This window comes from Leucobacter sp. USHLN154 (assembly GCF_037145595.1).
GTDB lineage: Bacteria > Actinomycetota > Actinomycetes > Actinomycetales > Microbacteriaceae > Leucobacter > Leucobacter alluvii.
The window spans coordinates 220,679-239,572 of sequence record NZ_JBBCXF010000002.1 but is presented as its reverse complement, the minus strand read 5'-3'; the positions used below and the strand labels follow the sequence as shown (position 1 = coordinate 239,572).

Genomic DNA, 18,894 nt, shown 5'->3' with positions numbered 1-18,894 from the left:
CCGATGGCCGCTGAACTCCTGGACGGGAAGGCAGCTGCCTCGGCGATCAAGCAGGAGCTCACGGGCCGCGTGTCGGCGTTGCGCGAGCGCGGAATCGTGCCCGGGCTCGCGACGGTGCTCGTCGGTGACGACCCCGGATCGCAGTGGTACGTCGCCGGCAAGCACCGGGACTGCGCCGAGGTCGGCATCGCGTCGATCAAGCGCGACCTCCCGGAGTCGGTGACGCAGGAGGAGCTCGAGGCCGTGCTCGATGAGCTGAACGCCGACCCGGCGTGCACCGGCTACATCGTCCAGCTCCCGCTGCCGAAGCACATCGACACCGATCGGATCCTCGAGCGCATCGATCCCGACAAGGACGCCGACGGGCTGCACCCGACGAACCTCGGGCGGCTCGTGCTCAACGCGAACCGACCGATCGCGTCGCCGCTGCCGTGCACTCCGCGCGGTGTGATCGAACTCGTGGAGCGCAACGGCATCTCATGGGCGGGCAAGCACGTGGTGGTGGTGGGCCGGGGTGTGACCGTCGGGCGACCGATCGGTCCGCTGCTGACGCGTCGCGAGTACAACGCGACGGTGACACTGACGCACACGGGAACGCAGGATCTCGGCAGCATCCTGCAGCAGGCCGACGTGATCGTCGCTGCGGCCGGCTCCGAGGGCATCGTGCGCGCGGAGCATGTGAAGCCCGGCGCGATCGTGCTCGACGTCGGAGTATCGCGCAAGACCGATCCGGTGACGGGGAAGAGCCGTGTCGTCGGAGACGTCGATCCCTCGGTCGCCGAGGTCGCGGCGTGGGTCTCACCGAATCCGGGCGGCGTCGGGCCGATGACGCGTGCGCTTCTGCTGCAGAACGTCGTGGAGATGGCTGAGCGCGGCTGACTCCAGTGCTGCAAGTTCTGCGCCGCCCGTTGGGGGTGCCGAACTTTCAGGCGGGCGCGGCATACTGGTGTGCGTCGTGCCCGCCGCCCATCCCGACGAAAGTTGAGCTCTGCACGTGACACCGACGACCACCGCACTCTCCATGATCGCGACCGTCCCTGCGCTGCTCGGCATCGACTGGCTCGATCCGGAGACCCTGCTGGAGGCCGGTGGGTGGATCGCACTGGTGCTCGCGTGCGCCTTCGTGTTCCTGGAAACGGGCGTTCTCGTGCTGGCGTTCCTCCCCGGTGATTCGCTCCTCTTCACGGTCGGGCTCTTCAGTGCGACGGGCATCATCGATGTGCCGATCGGGATCACGTGCGCCCTCCTCTTCCTCTTCGCCTTCGCCGGCGACCAGATGGGCTTCATGATCGGGCGGAAGCTGGGACCGGCGGTCTTCAACCGGGAGAAGAGCCGCCTTTTCAACCCCGAGAACGTCGCGCGTACGCACGCGTTCTTCGAGAAGCACGGTCCGAAGGCGATCATCATCGCGCGCTTCCTCCCGATCTTCCGCGCATTCGTGCCGGCTGCTGCCGGCGTCGGCAAGATGGAGTACCGCCACTTCGTCCTCTACAACGCGATCGGCGCCCTGCTCTGGGGCGTCGGGGTGACCCTCCTCGGGTTCTTCCTCGGGCAGATCCCCTTCGTGCGCGAGTACAGCGAGGTGTTCATCATCGTCCTCGTGCTGATCCCGGGCATCCCGATCCTCATCGAACTCTTCCGCGCCCTCTCGCACTGGCGTGCGAAGCGCGGGGCTCCGGTCGCGGCGCCCGTCTCGCGCGACGGCGACGAGATCGCCTGAAGCGGGCGCGCAGACAGATGAATACGCACCCGGGCAGCGAGTACGAGGGCCTCATCGGCTGGATCCTGACGCTGATGGAGCGCATCGGCGAGTGGGGGGTCGGGCTCGCCGTCTTCCTCGAGACGTTCATTCCGCCGATTCCCTCGGAGGCCCTGCTTCCCGGCGCCGGCTTTCTCGCGTACGAGGGGCGGCTGAATTTCTGGTTCGCGTGGGCGATGGCCACACTCGGGGCTCTGGTGGGCGCCTGGGTCTGGTACGCGATCGGCGCCGCCTTTGGCCGGGACCGGACCCGTCGGGTCGTCGGCAGGATCCCGCTCATGGACCACGACGACTTCGATCGTGCGGAAGCGTTCTTCTCACGGTGGGGAGGCACGGCGGTGCTCCTCGGCCGTTGCGTGCCTCTCGTCAGATCCTTCATCTCCATTCCCGCGGGCATCGAGCGCATGTCGATCGCGAAGTTCAGCATGTACACGCTGCTCGGATCCGGTGTCTGGAACGGGATCTGGATCGGACTGGGGTACGCGTTCGGGCCGGCGATCAAGCCGATACTCGAGCAGTGGAGCGGCGTGCTCTCCGACGCCATCATCGTGATCATCGTCGCGCTCTTCCTGTGGTTCGTGATCGCCCGACTGGTGCGCAACGCGCGCCGCAAGCGGGCCTCGTAGAGCGCTCGGCGAACGAGCGACATTCGTCGGTTGACGGCGCGCTGATCCTGCTTTAAAGTACAACCAAATGGTTGCACAAATCTCGCCCCAGTCCGCTGACGCCAGCGCCGAGCCCGCACTCGGGCTGACGGACGAGCAGGTGAACCGCGTCTTCCGCGCCCTCGCCGACGCGACACGGCGCGACATCGTGCGACGCACCCTGACCGCAGAGGCCTCGATCTCCGAGCTGGCGGCCGACTACGACATGTCGTTCGCGGCGGTGCAGAAGCACGTCAGCGTGCTCGAAGCAGCGGATCTCGTCGCACGAACCCCCAAGGGAAGGGAGCGCATCATCTGCGGCAACCCCGAGACCATCCGTCGGGTCCAGGAACTCCTGGGCCACTTCGAGCAGATCTGGCGCTCGCGCATCGATCGGCTCGACGCGTTCCTCTCCGAACGCCCCGAGTAACCCACGTCGGCGCTGCACCGACGCAGCGACCCTGGCACGCGAAGAAAGGTCGACATCATGCCCATCACCTCCGTCACGACCGATACCGAGGCGTACACCCTCACCGTGGTCGCCGATTTCACCGTCCCGGTGCGCCGCCTCTGGGACGCCTACGTCGATCCCAGGCAGATCGAACGCTTCTGGGGGCCGCCCGAGTACCCCTCGACGTTCACCCGGCACGACGCGGTCGCGGGCGGCGTGAGCAACTACATCATGACGGGCCCGGGCGGAGACCGGAGCTGCGGATACTGGGAATGGGAGTCCGTCGACGCGCCGCACTCGTTCGCGGTGCGAGACGGCTTCGCGAACGACGACGGCACGCCGAACACCGAATTCCCCACAGTGCGCATGGAGTTCGCCTTCACCGAGTCGGCCCTCGGCTCCAGACTCACCACCGTCTCCCGATTCGGTTCGCTCGAAGCGCTCGAACAGCTCAAGGCGATGGGAATGGAAGAGGGCATGCGCGCTGCGATGGGCCAGATCGACGCGGTCGTCGAGGACCTCCGATCGTTCGCCGCCGGGCGCGAGACCGAAGTGCAGCTGCTGGGTGAGACGCAGGCGCGGGTCTCCCGCATCATCCGCGGGTCGGTCGAGCAGGTGTGGCAGGCGCACGTCGACCCCTCCCTCTTGCAGCGCTGGCAACTGGGGCCCGACGGCTGGAGCATGCCCGTCTGCGAGTACGGCGCCGAAGTCGGCCAGCGCCTGCGCACCGAATGGCAGAACGACGAGAGCGGTGAACGTTTCGGCTTCGCCGGGGTCGTCGTCGAATCAGCCGCACCGCATCGGCTCGTGACGACGGAGCGGATGATCTCGCCGCAGGATCCCGAGGGCTCTAGCAGCCCCGAGACCCTGAATGAGATGACGCTCGTTCCCGTCGACGGCGGCACACTGCTCGCCTACGTCATCACGTACCCGGACGCGACCGTGCGCGAGGCGGTGCTCGCCACCGGCATGGCCGAGGGCATGGAGACGGGCTACCAACGTCTCGAGCAGGTCGTGCTCGCGGGCTGAGCGAACGACGGGCTCGGCGGGCCCCGTTCACAGCGGGAGCGGCTACTCTAGGAAACTGTGCTGCTGACGGAACTGGAAAACTACTCGACCATCGCCCTGTACTCGGCGATGATCGTCTACGCCATCGCCTTCGTGTTCTACGCGGTGGATCTCGCGAACCGCAGCGGTGACGCCGCAGCGGTCCGTACGCCGGCCGCCGACGCTGAGGCGGCGACGGCCGGCGGTGGCGTTGCGACGATGGTGCGGACGGCGCCGCCGAGCCGCGCAACCGGTACCGTGATCAAGCCTCGGCGATCCCGCTCGCTGCGCATCGGGTTCTCGCTCACCGTCCTCGGGTTCCTGCTGCACCTCGGAGCGACCGTGCTGCGCGGCATCGGGGCGGAGCGCGTTCCGTGGGCGAACATGTACGAGTTCGCGCTGACCGCGACCTGCGCGATCGTACTGATCTTCCTGGTCGTGCAGTTCTTCGTCGACCTGCGCTTCCTCGGCGCGCTGATCACGGGCATGACGATCCTGTTCCTCGGAGTCACGAAGGTGAACTTCTACGTCGCGATCGTCCCGCTGCAGCCGGCGCTCGACTCGTACTGGCTCGTGATCCACATTCTCGTCGCCGTGCTCGCAGTCGGGTTCCTCACCCTCTCGTTCGGACTGTCGGTGCTGCAGCTGCTCCAAGCCCGACGCGAAGCGCGAGATGCGCAGGGCGCCACGCCGACCATGCGGTTCCTCTCCACCTTCCCTGCGGCCGTGCGCCTGGAAGATCTGGCCTATCGCCTGGCGATCATCGGGTTCGTCTTCTGGACGTTCACGCTCATCGCCGGCTCGATCTGGGCGGAAGCCGCGTGGAGCCGTTACTGGGGCTGGGACACGAAGGAAGTCTGGACCTTCGTCATCTGGGTGCTCTACGCGGGGTACATCCACGCCCGCGCGACGCGCGGCTGGCGAGGAACGCGATCAGCATGGCTGTCGGTCATCGCCTACACGGCGGTCATCTTCAACTTCACGATCGTCAATGTCTTCTTCAAGGGGCTGCACGCCTACTCGGGCCTGTAAGCGGGAGACCAGCGGCGGTGCGCCGATGGGCTACTGCAGCACCTCGACCATTTCCGCCGGATCGATGAGGCGGCCCGCGATCGTGCCGCCGGTGACGCCCGAGCGGTCGCCCGCGTCGCGCAGATGGTCGACGATCCAGACGAGCTCGTCGGCCTCACGTGTCACGATCCAGTCGGTGTCACCGATGCCGCAGGTGGCAGCCGACTGAACCGAGACGGCCGCCGAGGCGCCGGCTAGGCCAGGCCGGTCGCTCGCCCCGCTCACGGAGAGCCACTGCTTCGGCGACTCATCGGCTGCGGCAGCATCGACGACGACGCCGAGAGTGCTCCAGGTGCGAATGAGGGGCTGCACGATCGCCGTGCGCCGCAACTGACGCAGGGACCACTGCAGATCCTCGGGTGCGGCCCCCTGCAGCCAGACGAGCACGTCGGCGTCTGAGCGCACTCCGCTGACGTCGTACCAGCCGCGGACGACGACGCCCTCATCATCGATCTCCCGCGACACGTCTTCGAGCTCGCGGACGATGCCGGGCACGTCACGACCGTCGAGCACGACCGGGTGCGACGAACTCACGCGGAACGCCGCGAAGAGCGAGAACGTGACCTCAGGCACGCCGCTCTCCAGCGCGTCAGAGGGGATGGCTGCGGGATCGATTCCGAGTTCGCTCATGCCTCCATCGTGGTGGCCGGAGGCGAGGGATGCAAGGGGCGGCGACTCGGCCGCGATGGTCAGCGCACCAGCCGGGCGATCGCAGCCGAAGCCTCATGCAGCTTCTCGGCGGCCACTGCCCCGCCCTCCGCAGCGGCAGACGCGACGCAGTGACGCAGGTGATCGTCCAGGAGCTCGAGCGCCACGCGCTCCAGGGCCTTCGTCGCCGCCGAGACCTGCGTGAGGATGTCGATGCAGTACTCGTCCTCCTGCACCATGCGCTGGACGCCGCGCACCTGGCCCTCGGCGCGGCGCAGCCGCTTCAACAGTTCGTCTTTGTGCTCGATGTAGCCGTGCGTGTGCTCAGCGCAGGCAGCATCCATGACTTCGCTCATGCGAGAACTGTACCCGGGTTCAGCCGTCCGTTCGCCGACGGCGCAGCAACCCGACGACACCCCCGCCGATCAGCACGAGCACGGCCGCCCAGATGGCGAGGTAGAGCGGATACTCCTCAGGCGCGATGCGCTCCCCGTTGAGCATCGATGCGACGACGAGGAGTGCCGGCTCGAGGTAGCTGAGCAGCCCGAACACGCTGATCGTCAGCAGTCGAGAGGCGAGGATGTAGCAGACGAGCGCGATGCCGGTGCCGATGCCGAAGACGGGTCCCAACCAGAGGAGATTCGGGTTGACGGCGAGGGACGTGCCCGTGACGAGCTCGCGCGCCAGCAGGATCGCGGCGATCGGTGTCATCGCGAGGAACTCCCAGAACATGCCGCCCAGGTGCGCGAAACCGAGTGCCCTCCTGAGCACGAAGTACACGGGGTAGCCCACGGCGACGAGCAGCGTCTCCCAGGAGACGCCGCCGGCGCGCACGAGCTCGAAGCCGACGCCGATCGCGGCGATGCCCGCGGCAGCCCACTGCCACCACAGCAGGCGATCGCGGTACAAGAACTTGCCGACGAGCACGAGCATCAGGGGGAGGAGGAAGTACCCGAGGGCGACCTGCAGGCCGCGCCCGTGCAGCGGTGCCCAGGTGAACACCCAGAGCTGAACGGCGATCAGCGCGCCGCATGCGATCACTCCGAGCACGAGCAGCGGCGTGCGCCGGAGTCTGCGGCCGAGCTCGGCGACGAGATGCCACTGCCGTGCGGCGAGGAGCGCGAGGGCGATGATGGGAATCGCGCAGAGCGTGCGCAGCGCCCAGATCGCCTCAGCCGGGGCCGGGGCGAGCAGCGGCGTGACGAAGTAGATTCCCGCGAACAGCACAGAAGAGGCGACCGAAACGATCGCCCCTCTCGAGTCGCGGCTCAGCGAGCCGGTCACTCCTTAGAGATCGATTGCGCCGATGACCTCGCCGTACGGCGTCTCGCCGATCGGGGCGAAGCCGATGTGCAGGAAGAACCCCTCCGGTCCCTCCTCACCGCGCTCCCAGAGCACGGTGACGCGCTCGAACCCGCGGCGCCGGGCCTCTTCGATGAGCGCCTTGACGGCGAAGGTGCCGACGCCCGTTCCCTGCTCCTCGGCGTCGACGTTGATGCGCCAGAGCGCTGCCTTGAACTCCTCCTGGGAGGCGTCGGGATCGAAGTTGCCGTGGATGAACCCGACGACCTCGTCATCGCGCAGGACGACGCGCTGCCACGCCGTGTGCGCGGGCGTGACCGCCGCCGCAGCAGCGTAGGAGACGGGCGTGATGAACTGCTCCTGGCCCCGCTTCAAGCCCAGCGTATTCACCGCGACGATGGTCGCTGCGGAAAGCTCTTCGAGTCTCAGGTCGCTCATGAATCAAGGCTAGCGCCTCGCGCCGTTCGCGCAAGGAGGAGGTGCAGGATCTTCGGCGGCCGCTCCGCGGCGCCGGCAGCGGGCCCGACGCGGATCGGGGTCGGTTTCGAGGCGTCGCCGGGTCGGCGAGTGCCCGGAGATCGACCCCGATTCGGAAGCGGGCGCGAGCGTCAGGAGAGGCGAGCGCCCGACTCCCCGTCGAATACGTGCACGCGCGAGGGGTTGGGGGCGAGGGTGACGGTCTCGCCGGCCTCCGGGTGCACGCGCCCGTCGACCCGCGACACGACCTCGGTGCGCACTCCGTCGACGTCGGCGTGCCCGTACAGGTAGCCGTCGGCGCCGAGCTCCTCGACGAGATCGACCTCCACCCGTATCCCGGCGTCTCCCTCCGGCACGACCGTCAGATCTTCCGGCCGCAGGCCGATGGTGAGCGCCCCGCTCGCCGCGGCGCTGCGGATGGAGGGTTCCAGGGGAATGTCGAGCGATCCGGATCGCGCCGCGTCGCCCGTGATCGTCGCAGGCAGCAGATTCATCGCGGGCGACCCGATGAAGCCGGCCACGAACACGTTGTTCGGGGTCTCGTACAGGTCGCGCGGAGTGCCGATCTGCTGCAGCACCCCCTCTTTGAGCACAGCGATGCGATCGCCCATGGTGAGCGCCTCGGTCTGATCGTGCGTCACGTAGACCGTGGTCACGCCGAGCCGGCGCTGCAGGGACGCGATCTGCGTGCGGGTCTGCACGCGCAGCTTCGCGTCGAGGTTCGAGAGCGGTTCATCCATCAGGAAGACCTGAGGCTGGCGCACGATGGCGCGGCCCATCGCGACGCGCTGCCGCTGGCCGCCCGAGAGCGCCTTCGGCTTGCGGTCGAGGAACTCCTCGAGGTCGAGCATCCGAGCGGCCTCGCGCACGCGCTCCTCGCGCTCCGTCTTCGAGACGCCGGCGATCTTGAGGGCGAAGCCCATGTTGTCGGCGACCGTCATGTGGGGGTACAGCGCGTAGTTCTGGAAGACCATCGCGATATCGCGATCCTTCGGGGGAACGTCGGTGACGTCGCGCTCGCCGATGAGGATGTGACCGCCGTCGATCTCCTCCAGCCCGGCCAGCATGCGCAGCGTGGTGGATTTGCCGCAACCCGATGGGCCGACCAGCACGAGGAACTCACCGTCCCCGATGTCGAGGTCGAGCGCATCGACCGATGGGCGCGAAGCACCCGGGTAGACCCGGGTGACGTTGTCGAACGTAACTGTTGCCATGATGAACTCCTCTGCCGGCAGGCACGTGCCGGACGATCCGTTGCAGCGGAAGACGGCTGCATCGCCGTCGGTACCCGGTTCGGGTGAGACCCACATTAGGGGAGCGATGGGGCCAGGCGCTACGGGTGAGGCGCACGCGATGCCCGGCGGCAGGAGGGCCGCAATGGGGCGGCAGCGGAGCGAATATATCTCGATGTCGAGATACTCAAACGGACTCGGGTAGAATGAATCCCGGCTCATATACGACGAAAAACGGGAGAAGCGTTGGCGAAGATCAAGGTTGAAGGCACGGTCGTCGAACTCGACGGCGACGAGATGACCCGCATCATCTGGCAGTTCATCAAGGACCGCCTCATCCACCCGTACCTCGACGTCACGCTCGAGTACTACGACCTGGGCATGGAGCACCGCGACGCCACCGACGACCAGGTGACGATCGACGCGGCCAACGCCATCAAGAAGCACGGCGTCGGCGTCAAGTGCGCGACGATCACGCCCGATGAGGCCCGCGTCGAAGAGTTCGGCCTGAAGAAGATGTGGCGCAGCCCGAACGGCACGATCCGCAACATCCTCGGCGGCGTCGTCTTCCGCGAACCCATCATCATCTCGAACATTCCCCGCTTGGTGCCCGGCTGGAACAAGCCGATCATCATCGGCCGCCACGCGCACGGCGACCAGTACAAGGCGACCGACTTCAAGGCCGGCCCGGGCAAGGTCACACTGACCTACGAGCCCGCCGACGGCTCCGAGCCGCAGCAGTTCGAGGTCGTCACCCTGCCCGAGAACGGCGGCGTGATCCAGGGCCAGTACAACTTCAACGACTCGATCCGCGACTTCGCTCGCGCATCGTTCAAGTACGGTCTCTCACGCGACTACCCGGTGTACCTCTCCACGAAGAACACCATCCTCAAGGCGTACGACGGCCAGTTCAAGGACATCTTCCAGGAGGTCTTCGACGCCGATTTCAAGGAGCAGTTCGAAGAGCGCGGCCTCACCTACGAGCACCGACTCATCGACGACATGGTCGCCTCGGCCATGAAGTGGGAGGGCGGCTACGTCTGGGCCTGCAAGAACTACGACGGCGACGTGCAGTCGGACACCGTGGCGCAGGGCTTCGGCTCACTCGGACTCATGACCTCCGTGCTGATGACCCCCGACGGTCAGACCGTGGAGGCGGAGGCCGCCCACGGCACCGTCACTCGCCACTTCCGTCAGCACCAGCAGGGCAAGCCGACGTCGACCAACCCCATCGCCTCGATCTTCGCCTGGACGCGCGGCCTCGCGCACCGCGGCAAGCTCGATCAGAACCAGGAGCTGATCGCCTTCTCCGAGACCCTCGAAGACGTCGTCATCAAGACGGTCGAGTCGGGCAAGATGACGAAGGACCTGGCGCTGCTCGTCGGCCCGGATCAGGGCTACCAGACGACCGAGGAGTTCCTCGCTTCGATCGACGAGAACCTGGCTGCCCGTCTGGCCTAGTGCGTTCGGCGCGAATGCGCGCGGTGAAATGGGGATCGGTGCTTCGGCGCCGGTCCCCGTTTTCGTGTGTCCGGGATGAGCGGGTGCGGCTTCGGTGGGAGATTCGGCTTCGGTGAGAGCTGAGCCCGGCTGGGCGACTCACCGAAGCCGAATCTCACACGGCAGCACCGCGATGGGCGGCGGCCTCAGCCCCGCATCGTCGACTCGCGCACGTCGAGCGTGGCTCGAGGCACTTCGAGCGGCACCGCGAGCGGCGTGCCCTCGGCGAGGTGCACGGCGACTTCGACGGCTCGCGCCGCGATCCCCTCCGGGTGGAGGTCGAGCGTGGTGACGCTGGGCTGTGAGATGCGGTTCTGCAGCGCTCCGGAGCCCGCGGCGAGCAGCAGGTCCTCCGGCACGCGGATCCCGTGGCGGTGCGCAGCGGCATTCAGTCCGGCGGCGTGGCGGCCGGTCAGGCAGAAGAGCCCGTCGGGGCGGGTTCCGGTCGCCGCGCCGAAGAACCGTTCGATCGCGGCCTCTCCGATGCGCTCGCCCTCCGCTTCGGGGAACGCTGCGATGTCGGGTGTCTGGCCCCGACGCTCGCACCAGGCGAGGTAGGCCTCTTCCGACTCCCGGTTCCAGGCGTTCTGATCGGTGCCGGTGAGCAGTGCGACGCGTTCGGCACCCGCCTCGGCGAGGTGGTCGAGTGCGAGCTCCGTCTCCTCCCAGTCGCGCGTCGCGAGCTCGATGAACTGGCCGCGCCGCGCGGGGTCGGAGCCGACGGAGACGAACGGGATGTGGCGTTCGGAGAGCATCGTGAGCACCGGGTCGTTCGCGAAGGGCTCCGACACGATGTACGCGTCTGCTGCGGTGGCGCTCAGCGGCGCCCCGGGACGGGTGGGATCGTCGACGAGCATCATGCTGTAGCCGCGCTCCATCGCCGCGAGTGAGGCCGCGCCGGCCATCCTGAGGAAGTAGTCGACGCCTTCCGGCAGGAAGGTGTCGAGCGATCGCAGCGGCCGGATCACGAGTGCGAGCAGCCCGAGGCGGGAGTTCTGCAGCCCTCGGGCGATCGGACTCGGCCGATATCCGATCTGGCCCGCGACGAGGGCGATGCGGTCGGCCGTCTCCTGCCGCACGACGCCCTTGCCGTTGAGGGCGTGCGAGACGGTGGTGGGCGAGACGCCGGCGGCTTTCGCCACGTCTTTGATGGTTGGTCGCCCGCTCGCTTGCACCTCGTCAGAATAGCCGGTCAGCTGCGGGCGGGCGGAGCGATTCCCAGGCGGCCCTCGGCCGATCCGTCACCGAAACGTGATAACCAAACCGTTTTTCACAAACCGTTTTGGGTGCTAGCATCGCCGGTGGGTCTTCGCTCGGCGGGTGTCGGGATGAGGAGCTTCAACGATGAAACTTCGAATGGAGAACAACGTGAAATTCGCACCGATTCGGGCGTCTATCGCCCTGCTTGCCGTCGGGGGCCTCGCCCTCGCGGGCTGCGCGACCGGAAGCCGCGGAGGTGACGCCGCGACACCGTCGGAAGACACGGAGCTGCTGCAGACCACGCCGGAGGCCACCGCGGAAGCCGACACCGTCGCCTGGAACTCGACCTACGGTGAGCTCGCCAGCCTCGACCCGGTCAAGGCCTTCAACTATCCCGAGAACACGATCGTGTCGAACCTCTGCGAGCCGCTCTTCGAGATGCAGCCGGACTTCTCGGTGCAGCCGAACCTCGCGACCGAGTCCAACACCGATGACGGGAAGACCTGGGTCTTCGGCATCCGCGACGACGTGACGTTCTGGGACGGCACGCCGATGACGGTCGACGACGTCGTGTACTCGATCAAGCGCCACCTCGATCCCGCCGAGGGCAGCTACTGGGGCGGTGGCGTGGTCGCCAATATCGCCGAGGTCGCTGCCACGGGTGAGAACGAGGTCACGATCACGCTCCAGACCCCCGACTACACGCTGCCGTCATCGCTCAGCACGATCATCGGCGTCGTCGTGCAGCAGGCGCAGCGCGAGGCCGCGGGTGAGAACTACGGAAACCCTGAAGCCGGCGTGATGTGCACCGGCCCCCTGAAGTTCACGCCGGGCAACTGGAAGCAGGGGCAGTCGATCACGCTCGAGCGCTACGACGACTACTGGGATGCCGACGGAAAAGCGATGGCGAAAGAGGTCAGCATCGGCTTCGTCGTCGACCCGACCGCCATCGCGAACGGCCTGAGCACCGGCGAGATCCAGGGCTCCTACGACGTGCCGCTGCCCGCCCTGAATCAGCTGGGATCGAGCGAGACCGGCGAGCTGTACGCCGGCCAGGGCATGCAGAACATGGCGATCATCTCCACCGGCGAGGGCGTCTTCGGCGACCCAGCGGTGCGTCGGGCGCTGACTCGCGCCACGGATCGTCAGGCGATCGCCGACACCGTCTACGAGGGCACCGGAACACCGGCGCGCTCGGTCGTGCCGCAGTCGCCGTGGGACGCGGTCGAGGAGACGTCGCCCGGCATCGCCGACCTGCGCGACGAGCAGCTCCCGGACCTGAGCTTCGACATCGAGGCCGCGAAGGCCGAGCTGGAGGACGCGGAGGTCGACCTGACCCAGCCGATCAAGATCGCCTACCCGAGCGAGCGCAGCTTCTACGCCGACATCCTGAACGAGATGGCGAACGGCGCGAAAGAACTCGGCATCACGCTGGAACCGACCGGAGTGCCCAGCGCCCAGTTCGGCGCCTTCTTCTCCGATCCGGAGGCGCGAGCGGGGTACGACGGGTTCGTCACCACCAACTACCTGAGCGCACCCGATCCGCTGCTGCATCTCATCAGCGTCGCCAAGACCGGCAGCGATCAGAACTACTCCGGCTTCTCCGATCCCGCCGTCGATGCGGCGCTCGACGCGGCCATCGGCGAGAGCGACGATGCCGAGCGGGCGAAGCTGACGGTCGAAGCGGAGGCTCTGATCATGCAGGAGCAGCCGTGGGTGCCGATCAACGACCTCGCGGTGCGCATGTACATGGACGAGAGCATCACCGGTGCTCCTGCGTCGTTCGTGTACCTCTACTACCCGTGGGCCGCTGACCTCGGCGCCACCGCCTGAGCCGAGTACCAGCAGGAAGGGATCGTCCATGGTCTACGTGTTCAAACGGCTCGGCGCGCTGCTCGCCGTGCTGATCGTCTCGAGCTTCATCGTGTTCTCAGGCATGTACCTGGCTCCGGGAAGCCCTGAGCAGTTCCTCGTGCAGGGGCGAACGGTGAGCCCTGAGGTGCTCGCCTCGATCCGTGCGCAGTACGGCCTGGACGATCCCTTCCTTCTCAGGTACTGGCATTGGCTGATCGATGTGCTCCAGGGCAACCTGGGGCGCTCGCTGGTCACTCAGCAAGACGTCACGACGCTCGTCGCGACCCGCATCCCGACGACGCTGTACCTCGCCGGTTTCGCGGCCCTGCTCATCATCGTGTTCGGGATCGGCCTCGGCGTGCTCGCCGCGACCCGTTCAGGCGTGTTCGAGAAGATCGTCGTGTTCGGATCGAACCTCGGGTTCGCCGTCCCCACGTTCTTCGCCGCACTGGTGCTCATGTTCATCTTCGGATCCAATCTCGGCTGGTTCCCCGTCTCGGGCTCCGGCGAGGGATTCCTCGATCGGCTCTGGCACCTGACGCTCCCCGCAATCGCGCTCGCGTTCCCCGGCATCGCCGTGGTCGCGAGGATCACGCGAACCGCGGTGCGCGAGGAGCAGGGATCCGAGCACGTGATCATGGCGATCGCGCGCGGAGTGCCGAAGCAGCTGGTGCTGTGGCGGCACACGATCCGGAACTCGATGCTGCCGGTGACGACCGTCATCGGCACGCAGGTCGCGGGGCTGCTCGCCAGCGCCTTCGTGATCGAGTACGCGTTCACGCTCGACGGCATCGGATCGCTGCTCGTGAACTCCGTTCAGAAGAAGGATTTCGCGGTGGTGCAGGCGATCGCGCTGGTCATGGTGCTCGCATTCGGCATCGTCAACCTCATCGTCGATCTGCTGTACTCCGTGATCGATCCCCGAGTCCGTCTCAGCAAGGGAGTGACGACACGATGACATCCCAGAAGCCCGCGAGCGAGCCCGGCACCGGCACTCGCTCGCAGAACACCATCGCGGTGCAGCTGCTCCGCAAGCACCGGGGCGACGTGCCCGTGTCGGGCTGGCGTCTGCTGAGGCGCCGCCTCGGGCCGGTCGGCGTCGGCAGCCTCATCGTCATCGCGCTGGTGGTGCTCATGGCGATCCTCGCTCCGATCATCGCCCCCTACGATCCGTACGCCGGCGCCGTCACGGCCCGCCATGAGGCGTGGAGCCTCGCGCACCTGCTCGGCACCGACCAGTCGGGCCGCGACATCCTCTCCCGGATCATCTGGGGCGCCCGAACGAGCCTCATCGGCCCGACCATCGTCACGATCGTCACCGCGGTGCTCGCGACCCTGCTCGCACTCACGGCGGTCTGGTTCGGCGGAAAAGTGGACGCCTTCATCAGCCGCATCCTCGACATCCTGTTCGCGTTCCCCAACATGCTGCTCGCGATCCTCGCCGTTGCCATCTTCGGGCCGTCGATCCTCACCGCCTCCCTGGCGCTCGCGATCGGGTTCGTCCCGTACTCGGCGCGCGTGATCCGCTCGGTGGCGCTTCGCGAGCGCAATCTGCCCTACGTCGCCTCGGCGCGCCTGCAGGGGATCTCGGGCTTTCTCATCACCGTTCGCCACATCCTGCCCAACGTGCGCACGCAGATTCTGACCGGCATGACCATCAACTTCGGGTACGCGATGATCGAACTCGCGGCGCTCTCCTTCCTCGGGCTCGGCGTGCAACCGCCGACTCCCGACTGGGGGCTCATGGTCTCCAACGGTCAGGCTTCGCTGCAGCAGGGGTTCTGGGAGCAGAGCATCTTCGCAGGCCTCGCCATCGTCATCACCGTGGCGGCGTTCGGCTACGTCGGTGAGCAACTCGGCGGACGTCGTGCCGCAGGAAGGATCCGCTGATGCTGCAGGTCGATTCACTCGTGCTCACGGTCACCGACCCGGATTCGGGTCAGGCCACCGAGATTCTGCACGGCAACTCCTTCACCCTCGGCTCGGGCGAAGCGCTCGGCCTCGTCGGTGAATCGGGCTCGGGCAAGTCGATGACCCTGAAGTGCATTCTCGGCATCGAACCCTCGAGCGCGCGCGTCGAAGGCTCCATCGAGCTCGACGGCACCGACCTGCTCGGCTCGGGCGGTGAAGAACTCCGCCGGATCCGCGCCAATGATCTCGCCCTGATCTCGCAGAATCCGCACGGATCGCTGAACCCCGTGCTGCCGGTCGGCCGCTTCCTGATCGAGGGCATGAGCGACGCCCGTTCGCTTCCCGCCGCACAGGCGCGAACGCGTGCGGCGGAGCTGCTGCGCCAGGTCGGCATCGATGACACGGAGCGCGTGCTGCGTTCCTATCCGCATCAGCTCTCGGGCGGCATGCTGCAGCGCGTCGTGATCGCGGGAGCCATGTCGGGCGACCCGAAGCTGCTGCTCGCCGATGAGCCGACCACCGCTCTCGACGTCACCACCCAGGCCGAGGTCGTCGCGATCCTCGATGAGAAGCGCCGCGAGCACGGGCTCTCGATGATCTACGTCACCCACGATCTCGACCTCGCGGCGGCGATCTGCGACCGGCTCGCGGTGATGAAGGACGGCGAGATCCTCGAGATCGGCACTCCTGAGGAGATCCGGGATCGGCCGAAGACGGAGTACACGAGGGCGCTCATGTCGGCGCGGCCGCAGCTGTACCCCGATGGGGCTCCGCAGCAGGCTCCCGGCACCGGCCCACTGACGAACACGGAGGATCGCGCATGACCGAGACGTCCCCTGCCCAGTCGGCGACGCGGGGCGATGCAGCCCCCATCATCGAGGTCGAGCACCTCGAGCGCACCTTCCACCTCAGCCGCACCGCGAGCGTCACCGCGCTCGACGATGTCTCGTGCGCGCTGCGAGCCGGCACCTGCCTCGCGGTCGTCGGCGAATCGGGTTCCGGGAAGTCGACCCTGGCGCGCGTGATCGTCGGGCTCGAGACGGCGGACGCCGGAGAGGTGCGGATCGCAGGGACGCCCGTGCGGCCCACGACCTCGCGGCGGGCGCTGCACGAGCGCGCCAAACTCGTGCAGATGGTCTTCCAGGACCCGCAGGGGTCGCTCAACCGCTCCCTGCCCGTCGCGGCGACGATCAACGAGATGCTGCAGGCGCACCGCCCCGATCTCGACCGGGCCGGGCGCCGCGCACGTCTGCTCGAGCTCTTCGCGGAGGTCGGTCTCACCGAGCGTCACGCCGACGCCAAGCCGGAAGCCCTCTCCGGCGGGCAGAAGCAGCGCGTCGCGATCGCGCGGGCCCTCGCGGCCGAGCCGGAGGTGCTCGTGCTCGACGAAGCCGTCTCCGCGCTCGACGTGTCGGTGCAGGCGCAAGTGCTGGATCTGCTGAAACGGCTGCGGAGCGAGCACGGCCTGTCGTACCTGTTCATCACCCATGATCTCTCGGTCGTGCGCGACATCGCCGACGACGTCGTGGTGATGCGCACCGGGCGCATCATCGAGCGCGGCACCGTCTCCGACATTCTCGACCGCCCCACGGATCCGTACACCCGCCTCCTCCTCGCCTCGGCGCCCCGCCCCGGCTGGAAGCCGCGTCGTGGGCTTCGCGACGCTCTCATCGGCGGGGCCGATCGCACGCCGTGACACCGGCGACGACGTCGCCCTCCGCTCCGCGGGCACTCGCCCGACCCTCCACAGAAAGCACTGCTGCATGACTACACAGACCGATCGCCTGCACCTCGACGTCACGGGTGCGACCGCCCATGAACTCGGGGTGAGCCGCGGCTCAGCACTCCGCGGCTCGCTGCCGACGGCATACGCGAAGTACGCCGAACTCTTCCGCATCCTGGGCGTCTCCGAGGAGATGGAACGCGATGGCGTCTCTCGCGTCGTGGCGGCGGTGGATTCGTGGCGCCCCGAGCTGCTCGAGCAGCTCAGGGGTGTCGCTGACGGAGCCGGTGTGCCGTTCGAGCACGTCGTCGCACTGAACGCCCGCACCGAGCTGATCGCACTCGGCACCCGAGGCGCGAGCGAGTGCTCGACGGTCACGGCCCGCCTCGGGGACCACCGGCTCGGCGTGCAGACCTGGGACTGGCACGTCGAACTCGACGCGTACTGGCACACGCACACCGTGACGGGGCACGGGCTGCGGTATGCCGGTCTCACCGAACAGGGGATCCTGTCGAAGATCGGCATGAACGAGGCCGGGCTGGCACTGCACTTCAACATCCTCGGTCACGCGAGCGACGGACCCGATGGCATCCCCATGCATCTGCTGTCGAGCACGGTGCTGTCGGAGTGCGCCTCCGTCGATGAGGCGGTTGCGCTGGTGCGCTCGGCGCCGATCGGATCGTCGTCGGCCTTCACCATGCTCGACGCCTCGCGCGCGGTCTCGCTCGAGATCAGCCCGGTCGGGATCTTCGAGATCCCGGAAGTCGAGGGGTCGGTGCAGCGAACGAACCACTTCCAGCACGCTGAGCCGCTGATGGCGCAGAAGAGCGAGATCTACGAACCCGATTCGACCGAGCGGCTCGACCTCGTGCGCGAGCGGCTGGCCGCTGGTGTACCGGAGTCGTCGACCGAGCTCGTGCGCCTGCTGCGCTCCGAACCCGGTCAGCCGCCGCTCACCTGCATTCCCGACATGTCGAAGGAGTACGGCGATCGGTGGGGCACGCTCGCGACGATCGTCACCGACCCCGACGTCCGGACGATCCGGATCTTCGACGGCATGCCGCAGGCCAGTGAAGCCGGGGAATGGCGCGTGCTGACCGTCTGACCGGCGCGGCCGCTCTGCGCGGCCGCAGCTTGGGGTCGCCGCAGCTTCGGTGAGCGATTCGGCTTCGGTGAGACAGTTCGCTCGCAGAACCCCTCACCGAAGCTGGATCCCGCACCGATGCAGCGGGCGCCCGCCGGCACTGGCACGGGCGTGCAGCACACTGCTGCATGCAGCGCGCCACTGGCATAAAACGTTTTACTTGCCTAGGCTGACGGTACGCACCGCGTCCGATGTGATGCGCAGCGCCGCTTACGCCGCAAGGAGTCCCTCATGCACACCTATCCGAGTTACGTCGCTCCGTCAGGTCGCGCCATCGTCGAGTTCGTGAGGGATCACCCCTTCGCCGTGCTCGCGACGTCGACTGGTGGGGCGCCCGTCGCGACCCACGTCCCCATGGTCTTCCCGCCGGAGGTCGAGCCGGGGGAGACTCTGGTCGGCACGCGCCTCTGGGGGCACATGGGGACGGCGAATGCGCACTGGCGGCAATTCGCTGAGCGGCCTCATGCGCTGCTCGTCTTCGCGTCGTCCCACGCCTATGTGTCGCCCAGCGTCTACGAGTTCACCCCGGCCGTGCCGACGCTCGACTATGCGACGGTGCACCTGACCGGCCGCGTCACCGTGCTCGAAGGGGCGGAGGCGAATCTCGCCGTCGTGGAGCAAACCGTCGCGCAGCTCGAGGGTGCGCGGGGAGAGCCGTGGGACCCCACGGAATCGAGGCACGTGTTCGAGAAGATCCTCGACGGGGTGGTGTCGTTCACGATCGACATCGAGAGCGAAACGGCGATGTTCAAGCTCAGCCAAGACATGCCGGCGGACGTGCACGGCCGGGTGCGGCACGACTTGCTCGAGGGGGATCACCTGCACCCCGACGTCGCCGAGCTGATGGAGCAGGTCGGGATCGACTGCCCGAACCGGGCGCGAGAGTGAGGCACGGCAGTCGGCGCACTGCACTGGGCTGACCGCGCCTGGT

General features: G+C 67.6%; 20 protein-coding genes. 14 read left to right on the top strand and 6 right to left on the bottom strand.

Annotation, left to right across the window (positions count from 1 at the left end):
- The first annotated feature begins 3 nt into the window (after positions 1–3).
- The 6 genes from WFH23_RS05170 (at position 4) to ccsB (ending at position 4,933) form a co-directional block, all read left to right on the top strand.
- Positions 4–879 carry a bifunctional methylenetetrahydrofolate dehydrogenase/methenyltetrahydrofolate cyclohydrolase gene (locus WFH23_RS05170; protein WP_200332275.1) on the top strand — a complete coding sequence of 292 codons (876 nt, stop codon included), beginning with the start codon at positions 4–6 and terminating at the stop codon, positions 877–879.
- A gap of 115 nt (positions 880–994) precedes the next feature.
- Positions 995–1,720: a VTT domain-containing protein gene (locus tag WFH23_RS05165; protein ID WP_090152170.1), complete on the top strand. Its 726-nt coding sequence runs from the start codon at positions 995–997 to the stop codon at positions 1,718–1,720.
- Between the two features lie 17 nt (positions 1,721–1,737).
- Complete coding sequence (locus tag WFH23_RS05160; RefSeq protein ID WP_336661796.1) at positions 1,738–2,385, top strand: DedA family protein; 648 nt, start codon at positions 1,738–1,740, stop codon at positions 2,383–2,385.
- 67 nt (positions 2,386–2,452) lie between these two features.
- Entirely contained in the window at positions 2,453–2,833 is a 381-nt protein-coding gene (locus WFH23_RS05155) for an ArsR/SmtB family transcription factor (RefSeq protein WP_090152164.1), read from the top strand.
- Positions 2,834–2,890: 57 nt separating this feature from the next.
- Positions 2,891–3,883 carry an SRPBCC family protein gene (locus tag WFH23_RS05150; RefSeq protein ID WP_336661795.1) on the top strand — a complete coding sequence of 331 codons (993 nt, stop codon included), beginning with the start codon at positions 2,891–2,893 and terminating at the stop codon, positions 3,881–3,883.
- Positions 3,884–3,991: 108 nt separating this feature from the next.
- Positions 3,992–4,933, top strand: coding sequence for a c-type cytochrome biogenesis protein CcsB (ccsB, locus tag WFH23_RS05145; RefSeq protein WP_336661926.1), 942 nt, complete (start codon positions 3,992–3,994; stop codon positions 4,931–4,933).
- A 30-nt stretch (positions 4,934–4,963) separates the two neighbouring features.
- On the opposite strand, the gene WFH23_RS05140 is transcribed toward ccsB, so the two are convergent.
- From WFH23_RS05140 to WFH23_RS05120, 5 genes are all read right to left on the bottom strand, one after another.
- Positions 4,964–5,602 carry a chlorite dismutase family protein gene (locus WFH23_RS05140; protein WP_090152157.1) on the bottom strand — a complete coding sequence of 213 codons (639 nt, stop codon included), beginning with the start codon at positions 5,600–5,602 and terminating at the stop codon, positions 4,964–4,966.
- 59 nt (positions 5,603–5,661) lie between these two features.
- The gene (locus WFH23_RS05135) at positions 5,662–5,976 is read right to left on the bottom strand and encodes a metal-sensitive transcriptional regulator (RefSeq protein WP_090152154.1); all 315 of its coding nucleotides are present in this window, start codon (positions 5,974–5,976) and stop codon (positions 5,662–5,664) included.
- Positions 5,977–5,995: 19 nt separating this feature from the next.
- Positions 5,996–6,904, bottom strand: a complete 909-nt coding sequence (gene rarD / locus WFH23_RS05130; protein WP_336661794.1) for an EamA family transporter RarD — start codon at positions 6,902–6,904, stop codon at positions 5,996–5,998.
- Positions 6,905–6,907: 3 nt separating this feature from the next.
- Positions 6,908–7,360: a GNAT family N-acetyltransferase gene (locus WFH23_RS05125; RefSeq protein ID WP_200332283.1), complete on the bottom strand. Its 453-nt coding sequence runs from the start codon at positions 7,358–7,360 to the stop codon at positions 6,908–6,910.
- 170 nt (positions 7,361–7,530) lie between these two features.
- Positions 7,531–8,613: an ABC transporter ATP-binding protein gene (locus tag WFH23_RS05120; RefSeq protein WP_336661793.1), complete on the bottom strand. Its 1,083-nt coding sequence runs from the start codon at positions 8,611–8,613 to the stop codon at positions 7,531–7,533.
- Positions 8,614–8,877: 264 nt separating this feature from the next.
- On the opposite strand from WFH23_RS05120, the gene WFH23_RS05115 reads away from it, so the two are divergent.
- Positions 8,878–10,092, top strand: a complete 1,215-nt coding sequence (locus tag WFH23_RS05115) for an NADP-dependent isocitrate dehydrogenase (RefSeq protein WP_336661792.1) — start codon at positions 8,878–8,880, stop codon at positions 10,090–10,092.
- Between the two features lie 185 nt (positions 10,093–10,277).
- Here WFH23_RS05115 and WFH23_RS05110 read toward each other — a convergent pair whose 3' ends face one another.
- Positions 10,278–11,273: a LacI family DNA-binding transcriptional regulator gene (locus tag WFH23_RS05110; protein ID WP_336661791.1), complete on the bottom strand. Its 996-nt coding sequence runs from the start codon at positions 11,271–11,273 to the stop codon at positions 10,278–10,280.
- 202 nt (positions 11,274–11,475) lie between these two features.
- Between WFH23_RS05110 and WFH23_RS05105 the strand changes: the two genes are divergently transcribed.
- From WFH23_RS05105 to WFH23_RS05075, 7 genes are all read left to right on the top strand, one after another.
- Positions 11,476–13,164, top strand: a complete 1,689-nt coding sequence (locus WFH23_RS05105) for an ABC transporter substrate-binding protein (RefSeq protein ID WP_234037525.1) — start codon at positions 11,476–11,478, stop codon at positions 13,162–13,164.
- Between the two features lie 28 nt (positions 13,165–13,192).
- Positions 13,193–14,143, top strand: a complete 951-nt coding sequence (locus WFH23_RS05100) for an ABC transporter permease (RefSeq protein ID WP_090152134.1) — start codon at positions 13,193–13,195, stop codon at positions 14,141–14,143.
- Positions 14,140–15,075, top strand: a complete 936-nt coding sequence (locus WFH23_RS05095) for an ABC transporter permease (RefSeq protein ID WP_090152131.1) — start codon at positions 14,140–14,142, stop codon at positions 15,073–15,075. Before WFH23_RS05100 ends, WFH23_RS05095 begins: the two co-directional genes overlap by 4 nt.
- Positions 15,075–15,920, top strand: a complete 846-nt coding sequence (locus WFH23_RS05090) for an ABC transporter ATP-binding protein (protein ID WP_336661790.1) — start codon at positions 15,075–15,077, stop codon at positions 15,918–15,920. Before WFH23_RS05095 ends, WFH23_RS05090 begins: the two co-directional genes overlap by 1 nt.
- Positions 15,917–16,792 carry an ABC transporter ATP-binding protein gene (locus WFH23_RS05085; RefSeq protein ID WP_090152125.1) on the top strand — a complete coding sequence of 292 codons (876 nt, stop codon included), beginning with the start codon at positions 15,917–15,919 and terminating at the stop codon, positions 16,790–16,792. Before WFH23_RS05090 ends, WFH23_RS05085 begins: the two co-directional genes overlap by 4 nt.
- Before the next feature lie 67 nt (positions 16,793–16,859).
- Entirely contained in the window at positions 16,860–17,924 is a 1,065-nt protein-coding gene (locus WFH23_RS05080; RefSeq protein WP_336661789.1) for a C45 family peptidase, read from the top strand.
- A 270-nt stretch (positions 17,925–18,194) separates the two neighbouring features.
- Positions 18,195–18,851: an FMN-binding negative transcriptional regulator gene (locus tag WFH23_RS05075; RefSeq protein WP_336661788.1), complete on the top strand. Its 657-nt coding sequence runs from the start codon at positions 18,195–18,197 to the stop codon at positions 18,849–18,851.
- Positions 18,852–18,894: the final 43 nt, after the last annotated feature.

Coding starts and splice junctions, on each gene's coding strand:
- WFH23_RS05100 (WP_090152134.1), top strand. CDS start 13,193: ATGGTCTACGTGTTCAAACGGCTCGGCGCGCTGCTCGCCGTGCTGATC.
- WFH23_RS05095 (WP_090152131.1), top strand. CDS start 14,140: ATGACATCCCAGAAGCCCGCGAGCGAGCCCGGCACCGGCACTCGCTCG.
- ccsB (WP_336661926.1), top strand. CDS start 3,992: ATGATCGTCTACGCCATCGCCTTCGTGTTCTACGCGGTGGATCTCGCG.
- WFH23_RS05160 (WP_336661796.1), top strand. CDS start 1,738: ATGAATACGCACCCGGGCAGCGAGTACGAGGGCCTCATCGGCTGGATC.
- WFH23_RS05080 (WP_336661789.1), top strand. CDS start 16,860: ATGACTACACAGACCGATCGCCTGCACCTCGACGTCACGGGTGCGACC.
- WFH23_RS05155 (WP_090152164.1), top strand. CDS start 2,453: ATGGTTGCACAAATCTCGCCCCAGTCCGCTGACGCCAGCGCCGAGCCC.
- WFH23_RS05170 (WP_200332275.1), top strand. CDS start 4: ATGGCCGCTGAACTCCTGGACGGGAAGGCAGCTGCCTCGGCGATCAAG.
- WFH23_RS05150 (WP_336661795.1), top strand. CDS start 2,891: ATGCCCATCACCTCCGTCACGACCGATACCGAGGCGTACACCCTCACC.
- WFH23_RS05085 (WP_090152125.1), top strand. CDS start 15,917: ATGACCGAGACGTCCCCTGCCCAGTCGGCGACGCGGGGCGATGCAGCC.
- WFH23_RS05075 (WP_336661788.1), top strand. CDS start 18,195: ATGCACACCTATCCGAGTTACGTCGCTCCGTCAGGTCGCGCCATCGTC.
- WFH23_RS05105 (WP_234037525.1), top strand. CDS start 11,476: ATGAAACTTCGAATGGAGAACAACGTGAAATTCGCACCGATTCGGGCG.
- WFH23_RS05120 (WP_336661793.1), bottom strand. CDS start 8,613: ATGGCAACAGTTACGTTCGACAACGTCACCCGGGTCTACCCGGGTGCT.
- WFH23_RS05125 (WP_200332283.1), bottom strand. CDS start 7,360: ATGAGCGACCTGAGACTCGAAGAGCTTTCCGCAGCGACCATCGTCGCG.
- WFH23_RS05135 (WP_090152154.1), bottom strand. CDS start 5,976: ATGAGCGAAGTCATGGATGCTGCCTGCGCTGAGCACACGCACGGCTAC.
- WFH23_RS05140 (WP_090152157.1), bottom strand. CDS start 5,602: ATGAGCGAACTCGGAATCGATCCCGCAGCCATCCCCTCTGACGCGCTG.
- WFH23_RS05090 (WP_336661790.1), top strand. CDS start 15,075: ATGCTGCAGGTCGATTCACTCGTGCTCACGGTCACCGACCCGGATTCG.